The following is an 11,546-nucleotide window of genomic DNA, read 5'->3' on the forward strand; positions in this document are numbered from 1 at the left end:
AACCGGATATTCTGCGAGCAGTGACGGCCCGGTCGGCAGCTCAAGAGGCCGCTCGACGGTAACAGAGGCCCGGTCGACGGTCGTAAAGGCACGCTCAGCGGATGGGGTGGGAAGTCAGGGGAGCTTTCGCCGGCGCCGGGAGCGGACGAGGAGTTCATCGATGATCTCCTCATCCCAGATGTGCCTGCGCACCAGCCGATAACGTTCGCAGGCCAGCCACAGGTAGAGTTCGGCGTCGCTCTCGATATCGGGGAGGATCTCTGCCCGCCGGGCCATCCGGACCACGGGCAGGAACTCCTCGCCGAACCATCGGCGAGCGACCTCGACCCGGCTCAGGAACGTCCCGGTTTCCTGGCTCAGCCGAAATCCCCAGGCTTCGACGTTCTCGGCGAGCTCGGCGTAGTCGAAAGGGTCCTCGAACCGGATCGCCTCGCGTTGTTTGCCTTCCAGCGGGACGCGGGACGCGAACAGCCGGCGGTGATCCTTCATGACCAGATCAGATCGGGCATTGATGCCCTCGGGGGAGATCCGCGTGTGGATCTCGGTGACGTAGGCGTCGATCTTGGTGAATCGCCGGGCGATGGCAATCGACACCCGATGGTGGCCGTCATTCACAAAGTGCATGTCCCCGATCCGGAACAGCTGTACCGGTGGCACCGATTCGCCGCGTCGCTGAGCGGTCGCGAGCCGTTGCCATCGTTCCCGGATACGCGCGGATGTCGGGCGGAAATAGCGGTCGAAGTCGCGGGTGCGGTCGACACTGCCGACGATCGACGACACGTCGACCACCACGAGTCCGAGGAAACTCTCCCCGGTCTTGCCCAGTGCGGCAACCACTTCGTCGAACGGCAGCACAGTGTTTACGTCGGCGGGCTGTCGGGTCAGCCAGGCCGACAGGCGGGCGAGTTCGGCGCGCCGGCGCGCTCTGCTGAAGTCGTTCTCGGCGTCGGCGCTGGGAAATCCGGTGTCACGAGCCATGTCGCCTCCGTAGGACCTCGACCGGCCCACTGCCGGGTTCGATGTCGAACACGCTGTAGCCGACCGTGTTCATCGAAATGGTGCTCGACCGTAGTGACGCGCCGGGCCTGCGTTTGCGGTGCAGGATCGTATGGTCCATCGGGGGCTGCCCGTGGGGGTGAATGTGTCCGTGCACCATCAGTTGTGGGCGCAGGCGATAGATCAGCGGCAGGAAGCATCGGAACCCGCGATGGGGACCGTCCTCGGCGTCGCCGATGCCGCGGGCCGGGCTGTGGGTGAGGAGGATGTCCACCCCGCCGGCGCCGGGTGTCAGCCGATAACGAAAGCGTTGCAGCGCAAGCCGGTTGGCGCGCTGACGCTGGGTGGCCTCCCGGTACTGGTTGGGCCCGCTGTTGTAGCGGATGCACCCGCCGAGCCCGGCGACCCGGACTCCGGCGACAGTCACGATGCGGCCGTCGGCGTTCACCGCCCCCTGCGGTCCGGGATCGGTTGTGGGGAGTCCGGCCTGCATCCACCCGCGGCGGGTGCGCTTGAAGCCGGACAGGTCGCGGTCGTGGTTGCCCGGTACGAACACGCAGGGCGCCTCGAAGCGGATCATCAGCTTCTCGAGGTACTCGAAAGGCAGGTCACCGGCACCGATGATGAGGTCAGGGGCCAGTTCGTCGACCACCCCATGCTGGAGGCTGTCGACAACTTCGTCCGAGACCGCGAGGACACGTACCACCACACCGACCCTAGCCCCGTGGGGTCGTCGGGGTACGGGAGATGGTGGTGTTTTACTGGGTGGTGCAATGAGTGATTCAGAATCGTCGGTGATCGAACGGGTGGCGGCGCACCTCCAGCGGGTATTCGAGGGTTCGCAGCCCCAACGCGCATCGGTGACCTTCCTGGGTCTGGAATCGATTGACGTGCTGCGGTTCATCGGGGGCAACGGGGGCAACGGGGGCAACGGGGGCAACGGTGATCACGGTGGCGACGACGTCACCTATGTCTCACTCGGTTGCAGCCGGCATCCGATGGGTGAGCCCGATCAGATGCTGGTCGACCCCACGGTCGGTCCGCGCGGCGAGATCGTGATCCGGATGTACGCCTCGGCACCGCTGCAGGGTCTGCACCGCAGCGTCGCGATGCTCGCGGCGGCACCCGCGGTCGAGGGTCTGGTGCTAACCGCGGACGGTTTGATCGACCTGGGTGAACCGCTCTGGCAGGGCTCGAACTGCACCGCGGTGGTACTGGAGGCCGACACCGTCGAGCAATGCCCCTTGTCCGGCGACATGGAGGACGTGGTGTTCTTCCGGGCCATCCCGATCACCGCCAACGAGGCCGCCTGGGTGCGATTGAAGGGCATCGAGGCCTTGCGCGCTGCCTGGGCCGAAGCGGGCATAGACGTCCGCGACCCCACCCGCGCGGGCGCCACCATCGGCTGACCCCACACCGGCTGGTACACCGAGGAGATGACGGCCCGCCGGTGACTAGGGCAGAAGCGGTCAGACTCTCGGCGGCCCCTGCGTGATCCGTTTCCGGGTGGCCTCCAGATCGCCGCCCGCGGTGAAGCTCGATTCGATCCACCAGGTTGTGCCGGCGGCGCGGCAGGCGTCGACCACCGCGGTGTCCGATGGTCCCTCGGTCGTGCCGAATCTGATGACATCGAAGGGTTCATCGGTGGTGCGCACCGTGGTCACATAATCGACCGCGCTGCGAACATCGTCGGGGGCCACATCGAGTCCATAGGTCCCGGCGGTCACCAGGCCGTCCCACCGTGCGGCCCTTCGCAACGGGTTGCGTGCGGGCCAGGACGCGGCCACCCAGATCGGGACCCGGGGTTGCTGGACAGTGGGTGTGAACGCGGCACATTCGATGTCGTAGTGCTCGCCGTGGTGGTTCACCGGTTGTCCGTGCAGGAGTGTGGCGAGGACACCCAGCGCCTCGTCGAGCGCAGTCGCTCGTTGCCTGGGGTCGTCGCCGTCACCGAAAGCGGCGTAGTCGGGGAGGTATGGATACCCCGCGCCGACACCCACGGTCAGGCGACCGTCGGAGACGTGGTCGAGGGTGATGATCTCGCGCGCGAGTTTGCCCAGATGGCGCCGGGGGACCGGCGTGACGAGTGTGCCCAACCGGATGCGTTCGGTCTGTAATGCCATCGCGGCCAGCGCAATCCAGGGATCGACCACCGGCTCGGTGAACTGCAGGTGGTCCCAGACGAAGAATCCGTCCCATCCGGCTGCTTCGGCGTCGGCGGCCAGGCCGGCAAGAACCCGGACGTCGCCGCAGAAGTCGAAGTTGGGGGTGTAGTAACCGAACTTCATCGGTGTGTGTGGTCCGGATATGGGTGACATGGCCCAGAATGTTACAGAATTCGACCAAGTTGTAAAGTGTGTGTTCGTGGCGATAGAACGAGGGGATGCCCCGACCCGGACGCGGATACTCCGGGCGACGGCGACGGTGCTGGCGAGAATGGGTCCGACCCGGTTGAACCTGTCCGAGGTGGCCACTGCGGCCGGCGTCTCCCGGCCCACGCTGTACCGATACTTCCCGTCCAAGGAAGTACTTCTCGACGCGCTCGGGCATTCCGAGGAGCAGCGCGTGCGCGATGCGGTCGCGGCGGCCGTCGAGGGGCTCAGTGGTCGGCAGCGGTTGGAAGCTCTGCTCCGGTACATGGTCGAGTCCCACAACTCCTATCCGCTGCGTGATCTCATCCTCATCGAACCCGAGCACGAACTGGGTGAGATCGAACGCGTGTTACCCGTTGTGCAGCAATGGATCGAACCGGAGTTCGGTGGCGAAGCCGGTCGCACGATCGCCGGAGCGATCGCCCGTATTGCGGTCTGCCACTACCTTTTTCCCGAGGACGACAACGGGGAATCGTTTCTGGCCCAGCTGCGCTGCGTTGCCGGACTCGATGACGGATCCGTGAGCCTGACGTCTCCCTGATCGGGCTGAAAAGCGTTCAGAGCCAATGATTTCGGCGGAACGTTCGCCACAGGGCCGTGCAGACCCCGACCAGGCAGACGAGTATCACGTAGTAGCTGTACTTCCACGTCAACTCCGGCATGTGCTCGAAGTTCATCCCGTAGATGCCGGCGACCATGGTCGGCACCGATGCGATGGCAACCCACGCGGAGATCTTTCGCATGTCGGTGTTCTGCTGGATGCCGACCTTGGCGAGGGCGGCATCGATCAGGGAGGTCAGGACCTCGTCGTAGGTGGTGATCCGTTCATTGACGCTGCTGTGATGGTCCTGGACGTCGCGGAAGTACCGACGCACTTCCTTCGGAACGAGCTTGTCTTCGGACCCGGTGAGGCGACGCAGGGCCAGATCGAGCGGTGCGACGGCCCGTCGGAGCTCCATCACCTCGCGTTTGAGGAGGTACACCGGTTCGATGTCCACCCGCCGGCCCGGAGAGAAGACGTTCAGCTCCACCGCGTCCACATCCAGTTCGACTCGCGCCGTGACATCGATGTAGGTGTCGACAACGTGGTCGGCGACCGCATGCATCACGGCGCTCGGGCCGAGCGCGAGTTGTTCGGGCCGCGACTCGAGGTGTTTGCGGACCCCGGCGAGCCCGGTGTGATCGCCGTGGCGGACCGTGATGACGAAGTCGAGACCCGAGATCACCATGATCTCGCCGGTCTCCACAACCTCGTTGGCGACCTGAAGTGTTTCGTGTTCAACATATTTCACGGTCTTGAGGACCAGGAACAAGATGTTGTCGTACTGCTCGAGTTTGGGTCGCTGATGGGCCAGCACCGCGTCCTCGACGACAAGCTCGTGGAGGCCGAAAGCTTCTGCGACGCCTTCCATCTGACGGTTTTCGGGAGCGTGCAGGCCGACCCACACGTAGCCCTGGCCCGTGGTCCGGACCTCCTTGAGGGCTCCGGAGAACGTGCGCATGCCCGGTAGGCGGTGTCCGTCGACGTACACGGCGCAGTCGACAACCGCTCTTGAGGGGGGAATAGGAACCGGCGCCGTGGCTTTCGGCTCGACCGGCCCTGGGCGAAGGTGTGGCCGCGGCGGCATTGCAGCCTCCTGTCCTGTGGGCGTCGATGACCGTTCAGGTCCATCGGAGACTGTACGCCGCGCGGGTCGATCAGGCATGGGGCCTCGGCTCCGGCCAGCGTGATGCCTCGGGACGCCACCTCTTGTCGCTGCTGATCAGCGCCCCGGTATCGGAGGGATCACACTGAAGGTGAGGATTGCGGGTCTGGTAGTCGCCGTGACCGCGGCACACTTCACCAAGGCTTCCGTGTGTTGTCGTCGTTGCGGGCTGGTGATGTGAGCCGCCGTGAATTGTTGCCTGTTGCTCACGATCTGTAGGTCTTGGGATGTGAGTTCGACCATCTGAAGTAGCGTTGTCGCCGTGACCGAGCATGGGGGCGTCGAAGCGCCCGTAAACGACGTAAATGCAGCATTGGAGATCACGAGTGAGGAGATCTTTGCGGGCCACGAAGGGGGGAAGCTGTCGGTGAGCATCACTGCTCCACTCGACTCCAAGAAGGCACTGTCCATTGCTTACACCCCTGGCGTCGCCGAGGTGTCCCGTGCGATCGCCGCCGAACCCGACCTGGCACGGCGGTATACCTGGACCAGCCGGTTGGTGGCCGTCGTCAGTGACGGCAGCGCGGTGCTCGGCCTCGGCGACATCGGCCCGAGCGCCTCGCTCCCGGTCATGGAGGGCAAGTCGGCACTGTTCAAGAACTTCGCCGGACTCGACTCGATCCCGCTGGTGCTGAGCACCCAGGATCCCGACGAGATCGTCGAGACCCTGGTTCGACTGCGCCATTCGTTCGGCGCGGTGAATCTCGAGGACATCTCCGCTCCGCGGTGCTTCGAGATCGAGAAGCGGGTGATCGAGGCCCTTGACTGTCCGGTGATGCACGACGATCAGCACGGCACCGCCATCGTGGTGCTGGCCGCGCTGAAAGCCGCGACCAAGCTGCTGGACAAGCCCCGCGGCGGGCTGAAGGTCGTGATCTCCGGCGCCGGTGCCGCCGGCGTCGCGTGTACGAACATCCTGCTGGCCGACGGCATCGCCGATGTCACGGTGATCGACAGCAAGGGCATCGTGCACGCCGGGCGCACCGACCTCAACGACGTGAAGGCCGAACTGGCCGCTCGCACCAACCCGGACAACCGCACCGGATCGTTGTCGGATGCATTGGTGGGCGCCGATGTCTTCGTGGGCGTGAGCGCGGGTACCGTGCCCGAAGCGGGTCTGGCGAGCATGAACCCCGACGCGATCATCTTCGCGCTCTCGAACCCGGACCCGGAGGTCCATCCCGAGGTCGCGGCGAAGTATGCGGCCGTGGTGGCCACGGGCCGGAGCGATTACCCCAACCAGATCAACAACGTCCTGGCTTTCCCCGGTGTGTTCCGGGGTGCGCTCGATGCCGGTGCCCGACGCATCACCGAGGCGATGAAGCTCGCTGCCGCAGACGCGATCGTCGAGGTCCTCGGCGACGATCTCTCGGCACAGATGATCGTGCCCAGCCCGCTCGATCCCCGGGTTGCCCCGGCGGTCGCGGCGGCCGTCGCTCGGGTCGCCGCTGAGTGAGTAGGTCCGTACCCCGCGGGTACCGGTGGATCATGCCGGCGTTGGTGCTGGCCGGTTCACTGGTGCTGGCGGGTTGCTCTGAACCCGGTCCGGCGGCACAGCCCCTGGTGACCGCATCGACGGCGGACACCCCGAGTCGTGTCGTCACGGCGATCTACGCCGGTGCGCTGCGTGACGCCGGTGCCGATGTGTCCGATGATCATCCGGTCGGCGACTACGGTCAGCTGCTGGCCGGGATGGACGATCGTTCGGTCGACCTGATGCCGGCCTGGTCGGGGGAGTTGCTAGGGCAACTCAACCCCGATGCCTCCGGACGAAGTTCCGATGAAGTCTACGGCGAATTGAATCAAGCTCTGCCGCAGGGTGTCTCGGTGGGTGATGCGACATCGGTACAGAACAGACAATTGGTGTATGTCTCGGCGGGCGTGGCGACGGCGGCCGACGCCGACGAGCTCGCCGACTGTGCCCGGCTCCCGGCCGGGCTGCCGCTGGTGACCGTCGCGGAACCGGACCCCGTGACAGTGTCCGAGTTGAGCGGTGCCGGTTGCGCTTTCGCGCCACCGGTGGTGCTCTCGGCCGACGAGGCCATCGCGGAGGTGGCCGCCGGCCGGGCTGCCGGACTCTTCTCGGCACTCGGTGTGGTCGGCGACGATTCCGGACTGCAGGCCCTGACCGATTCGGACGATGCCCTCAGGGCTCAGGACCTGGTGCCCGTCTACCGCACCGCGGCGTTGGACCGCAACCTGTTCCGGGCGATGAACAAGGTCGCCGGAGACTTGACCACCGCCGACCTCACCACGATGGCGGCAGAGGTCGACGGCGGCGCTGAGGTCTCGGCGGTGGCCGGTCGCTGGTTGGCCGAACACTCCGGCTGAACCTGGCTGTGCGAATCTGGCCGGGCGAACCCGGCCGGGAGCCCGATGGCTAGGCGGTCGAGGCGGTGCTGGTCCGGATCAGGTGCCTGGCCAGGTGGTCGCCGAGTTCCTCGACCGCTGCGGCGGCAGCGGGCATCAACGGTGCCGCCACGTGTCCGACATGCCAGAGCCGTCCGAGGTCGCCGAGCGTGACGTCGACTCCGGCGGCCTCGAGTTTGGTCGCGAACTCCGTGGCCTGCTGCCACAACATCTCCGGCCGGCCGACCTGGACCAGGGTTGGCGGCAGCCCGGTGAGGTCGCCGCGCCCGGGTGCGTACCGCGCATCGTCGGGATCTCCGTCACCGAGGTACATATCGGCGCTCTGGGCGGCCCAGGCGGCGTTCACCACGATGTCGGTGCCGTTGTCGACCTGCCGTACCGCGGGATCAACCCACGGAGAGATGAGTCCGAGGGCGGCGGGGCGCAGGCCGTGGTCGTCGATCAGCACTCGGGTGGTCGCGACGGTCAGGCCGCCACCGGCCGAGTCGCCGGCGATAGCAATCGATTCGGGATCATATCCCCGCGTCACCAGCTCCAGGAAGGCCGCGACCGCGTCGTCGACCGCGGCCGGGCACGGATGTTCCGGTGCCAAACGGTATTCGAGTACGTAGAGTTCGGCCCCGGCGGCAGCCGCCAGACTTGTTGTCAGACCGCGATGTGACCTCGGAGAACCGGTGACGTAGCCGCCACCGTGGAGGTACAGGATCGTCTGGCCCTGCTGGGTCGGGCCGACGCTGACGCGTTCGGCCGGGCGGCCTCCCAGACTCACCTGGCGGATCACCCGGTCGGCCACCGGAGGAATCAGCAGAGCACTCGCGTCGAGCAGCCGACGCTGCATCGCCGGTGGCAGCCGGGAGTTCAGGCCCAGACGGAACGCCGGCTTGAACAAACGCTCGCTGAGCGGGATCGACAGTGTCAGAGTGGAAGTCATCGCACGGATCACAGAACCGCCGACGGGTTGTGGGGCGTCTTCTCCGGTGCCGGCGCGAAACGGCCGCCGAACTTGCCGATCACCACCTCGTACAGAGATCCGCCCGCACGAACCAGCACGTCGAGAACCTTGGCGTCGGCGCCGACCAGCACCCGCGGGCGATTCTTCTCGATGGCCTCGATGATGATCTCTGCAGCACGAGGCGAGGTGGTCCTGGCCAGTTTCCTGTCGAAGAACTCGGCGGTCGACTGCTGGTTGTGGCCATCGGAGACAGTGGAATTGCGGGCGATGGCGGTCTTGATGCCACCGGGATGGACGCAGGTGACCGCCACCGGATGCCCGGCGAGTTTCATCTCCTGGTACAGCGACTCGGTGAAGCCACGCACCGCGAACTTCGCGGCGTTGTAGGCACTTTGACCTGGCATCGCCAGGATCCCGAACAGCGACGAGGTGTTCACGATGTGACCGTCGCCGGAGGCGATCAGATGGGGGAGAAAAGCCTTGGTGCCGTTGACAACACCCCAGAAATCGACGTCCATCACGCGTTCGTACTGCTTGAACTCGGTGATCTCCACTTCGCCGTGATGGGCGATACCGGCGTTGTTGATCACCAGATTGACCTTGCCGAAGTGTGTTGCCACCGCGTCGGCGTACTCGAGGACGGCCTCGCGTTCGGCGACATTGAGAAGCTGCGAATGAACCTGCGCTCCTTGTGCCTTCAGGAGACGCTCGGTCTCGTCGAGGCCGGCTGGGTTGACGTCACTGATCGCGACCAGCGCGCCCTTGGCGGCGAGCTGCAGGGCCAGATCGCGGCCCATGCCCGAACCGGCACCGGTCACGACGGCAACTTTGCCTTTGAAATCCTTCACGATGTCACCGTTTCTGTTGCGGGTTGAGAGGTTACGGTCTGGGTGCTGTTCCTCGCGCCGATGGCTGCGGCACTGGAGGTGTCGTACGCGGCGAGGTCGAACTTACGGGTGATCCGGCGGTAGTTGAAGGTGAAACCGGGCCACAGGGTGGTGATGTTGCCGAATGCGTCTTTGTACCAGCTGGCGCAACCGCCGGTCTCCCACACGCTCGACTCGAGGTTCTTCTGGATGCCCACGTTGTAGTCGTGCTGCACGTCGGAGCGGACCTCTACCCGGGCGATGTCGTACTTGCGTTGCAATGTGAGGTAGTCGACGAGGTAGTTCAATTGCGATTCGATCATGTAGACCATCGATGTGTGGCCGAGACCGGTCGATGGTCCCACCATCAGGAACAGGTTGGGGAAGCCGTGCACCGTTGTGCCCTTGTAGGCGTTCATCCCGGTCGCCTCCCAGACCTGTGCCATGCTCCGGCCGTCCTTGCCGATGATGTGCTCAAACGTGGGGGAATCGGTGACATGGAATCCGGTCGCGACGACAATCGCGTCGACGTCACGGGCAACACCGTCGGCGGTGATGATCCCGGTGGACGTGACCTCTCTGATCGGGTCGGTGATCAGATCGACGTTCGCCTGTCCGAGGGCCGGGTAGTACGTGTTCGACAGCAGGATGCGCTTGCAGCCGACCTTCCAGTTCGGGGTGACCTTCGCGCGCAACTTGGGATCGGAGATGCCGCGGGCGATGTTCTGCCGGCCGATGACCTTGGCGGGGGCGAGCACGTTGGGGGCATGCGTCAGTCCGAAGGAGACCAGCTCGTGGGAGGCGTAGATTCCGGCCCGGGCCGCCTTCTGAAAGCCGGGAATGTTCTTGAACGCCCAGTTCTCGGTGGATGAGTACGGCCGATCGGCGCGCGGCAGGACCCACGGGGCGGTGCGCTGGTACACGTCGAGGCGGCCGACCTTCTTCGCCAGTTCCGGGATGATCTGGATGGCCGAGGCTCCGGTGCCGATGACCGCGACACGCTTGCCCTCGAGCGCATAGTCGCTGTTCCACTGTGCCGAGTGGAAGATCTCGCCGGCGAAGTCCCCGATGCCCTTGATGTCGGGGAGCTTGGGTTCGCAGAGCGGTCCGACACCGGCGATGACCGTGGCCGCCCGGTACTCGCCGGCGGAGGTGGTGATGATCCACCGGCCGTCGGCTTCGTCCCAGACGATGCCGGTGACCTCGGTGTTCCACCGTGTCTTCGACCCGACGCCGTGTTGGTCGGCGACCTTGTTGATGTAGCGGTGGATCTCGGGCTGCTGGGAGAACGAGCGGCTCCACGTCGGGTTGGGTGCAAACGAATAGGAGTAGAGGTGCGAGGGCACATCGCACGCGGCGCCGGGGTAGGTGTTGTCGCGCCAGGTGCCGCCGAATGTGTCCCCGCGATCGAGGATCACGAAGTCATCGATACCTTGTTGCCGCAGCTTGATCGCTGCGCCGAGTCCGGAGAAGCCTGCTCCGATGATGGCGATCTTTACAACGTTCATGGGTACGAACATACCCACTACTGACGCCCTGTCAATAGTAAGGGGTCCAGCTCCGCTGCGCTTCGTGTCCGCTTATTGACAGAAAGTCAGTAGGATGGGTTCTCATGACGACCGCCCGCCGTACCCGAATGAGCCCGCAGGCCCGTCGCGATCAGCTGATCGAGCACGGATTGCAGATGCTCAAGGACCGCGCCCTCGACCAGGTGTCGGTCGAGGAAGTCGCAGAAGCCGCAGGGGTATCGCGCGCCCTGCTGTTCCACTATTTCGAGTCCAAACAGGACTTTCTGGTGGCACTGACAACCACCCAGAGTCAGCGGATGCTCGAATGCACCGAACCCGATCTGAGCCTGTCGGACCCCCTCGAGATCGCGCGGGCGTCCCTTTCCGCCTTCATCGACTACGTCTCGGCAAACCGCTCGGCATATCTCGCGATCCTGCAGGGCGTCGGCGCCTCTGATCCGGCGATGCGGAAAGTGGCCGACAACACCCGTGCGGTGATGGCCGAACGGGTTCTGAATCTGGCTGATCTATTGCATTTGCAGCGCACACCGCTCATCGAACTGGCAGTGCATGGATGGGTCACCTTCAGCGAGCAGGTCACCGTGCGCTGGCTACGCGATGAGAACGGCGTGACCCGCGAAGCCCTCATCGAACTGATCACGCAATCCCTGCCACTACTCGCGACCATGGCCTCGGGCGTGAAGCCCGTCGGCAACTGACTCCACAAACCGAAAATGTGCCCTTCCGGCGAACAAAAGCCCTGGTGGGCATCGCCG

Annotated in this window: 13 protein-coding genes; 6 read left to right on the forward strand and 7 right to left on the reverse strand. The window is 65.3% G+C overall.

The genetic code is table 11. From position 1 onward, the window contains the following. Positions 1-114: 114 nt before the first annotated feature. A complete protein-coding gene (locus VIQ49_RS18305; RefSeq protein WP_331887155.1) occupies positions 115-978 on the reverse strand; it encodes a chromosome partitioning protein ParB in 864 nt (287 codons plus the stop codon). Continuing rightward, complete coding sequence (locus tag VIQ49_RS18310; RefSeq protein WP_331887157.1) at positions 968-1,702, reverse strand: metallophosphoesterase family protein; 735 nt, start codon at positions 1,700-1,702, stop codon at positions 968-970. The genes VIQ49_RS18305 and VIQ49_RS18310 overlap by 11 nt, the downstream gene beginning before the upstream one ends. A 67-nt stretch (positions 1,703-1,769) precedes the next feature. Between VIQ49_RS18310 and VIQ49_RS18315 the strand changes: the two genes are divergently transcribed. Beyond that, positions 1,770-2,405, forward strand: coding sequence for a suppressor of fused domain protein (locus tag VIQ49_RS18315; RefSeq protein WP_331887159.1), 636 nt, complete (start codon positions 1,770-1,772; stop codon positions 2,403-2,405). Positions 2,406-2,465: 60 nt separating this feature from the next. Here VIQ49_RS18315 and VIQ49_RS18320 read toward each other — a convergent pair whose 3' ends face one another. Next, positions 2,466-3,314, reverse strand: a complete 849-nt coding sequence (locus tag VIQ49_RS18320) for an LLM class flavin-dependent oxidoreductase (RefSeq protein WP_331887161.1) — start codon at positions 3,312-3,314, stop codon at positions 2,466-2,468. 46 nt (positions 3,315-3,360) lie between these two features. Here VIQ49_RS18320 and VIQ49_RS18325 point away from each other — a divergent pair, with 46 nt between their 5' ends. Then, complete coding sequence (locus tag VIQ49_RS18325) at positions 3,361-3,909, forward strand: TetR/AcrR family transcriptional regulator (RefSeq protein ID WP_331887163.1); 549 nt, start codon at positions 3,361-3,363, stop codon at positions 3,907-3,909. Between the two features lie 16 nt (positions 3,910-3,925). Here the strand turns inward: VIQ49_RS18325 and VIQ49_RS18330 are convergent, their stop codons facing one another. Then, positions 3,926-4,996, reverse strand: coding sequence for a magnesium and cobalt transport protein CorA (locus VIQ49_RS18330; RefSeq protein WP_331887165.1), 1,071 nt, complete (start codon positions 4,994-4,996; stop codon positions 3,926-3,928). Between the two features lie 26 nt (positions 4,997-5,022). Here VIQ49_RS18330 and VIQ49_RS18335 point away from each other — a divergent pair, with 26 nt between their 5' ends. The 3 genes from VIQ49_RS18335 (at position 5,023) to VIQ49_RS18345 (ending at position 7,405) form a co-directional block, all read left to right on the forward strand. Next, on the forward strand, positions 5,023-5,163 hold the full coding sequence (locus tag VIQ49_RS18335) for a hypothetical protein (protein WP_331887167.1): 141 nt from the start codon (positions 5,023-5,025) through the stop codon (positions 5,161-5,163). A 173-nt stretch (positions 5,164-5,336) separates the two neighbouring features. Beyond that, complete coding sequence (locus VIQ49_RS18340) at positions 5,337-6,530, forward strand: NADP-dependent malic enzyme (RefSeq protein ID WP_331887169.1); 1,194 nt, start codon at positions 5,337-5,339, stop codon at positions 6,528-6,530. Positions 6,531-6,562: 32 nt separating this feature from the next. Continuing rightward, the gene (locus VIQ49_RS18345; protein ID WP_331887171.1) at positions 6,563-7,405 is read left to right on the forward strand and encodes a glycine betaine ABC transporter substrate-binding protein; all 843 of its coding nucleotides are present in this window, start codon (positions 6,563-6,565) and stop codon (positions 7,403-7,405) included. A gap of 49 nt (positions 7,406-7,454) precedes the next feature. On the opposite strand, the gene VIQ49_RS18350 is transcribed toward VIQ49_RS18345, so the two are convergent. The 3 genes from VIQ49_RS18350 to VIQ49_RS18360 are packed head-to-tail and all read right to left on the reverse strand — an operon-like array spanning position 7,455 to position 10,770. Then, positions 7,455-8,375: an alpha/beta hydrolase gene (locus VIQ49_RS18350; protein WP_331887173.1), complete on the reverse strand. Its 921-nt coding sequence runs from the start codon at positions 8,373-8,375 to the stop codon at positions 7,455-7,457. Between the two features lie 8 nt (positions 8,376-8,383). Further along, positions 8,384-9,244 (reverse strand): SDR family oxidoreductase, encoded by an 861-nt coding sequence (locus VIQ49_RS18355; RefSeq protein WP_331887175.1) that lies wholly within the window; start codon positions 9,242-9,244, stop codon positions 8,384-8,386. Next, entirely contained in the window at positions 9,241-10,770 is a 1,530-nt protein-coding gene (locus VIQ49_RS18360; RefSeq protein ID WP_331887177.1) for an NAD(P)/FAD-dependent oxidoreductase, read from the reverse strand. Before VIQ49_RS18360 ends, VIQ49_RS18355 begins: the two co-directional genes overlap by 4 nt. Positions 10,771-10,874: 104 nt before the next feature. Here VIQ49_RS18360 and VIQ49_RS18365 point away from each other — a divergent pair, with 104 nt between their 5' ends. Then, positions 10,875-11,489, forward strand: a complete 615-nt coding sequence (locus VIQ49_RS18365; RefSeq protein WP_331887179.1) for a TetR/AcrR family transcriptional regulator — start codon at positions 10,875-10,877, stop codon at positions 11,487-11,489. Positions 11,490-11,546 lie beyond the last annotated feature (57 nt).

The organism is Williamsia sp. (assembly GCF_036566845.1).
Taxonomy (GTDB): domain Bacteria; phylum Actinomycetota; class Actinomycetes; order Mycobacteriales; family Mycobacteriaceae; genus Williamsia.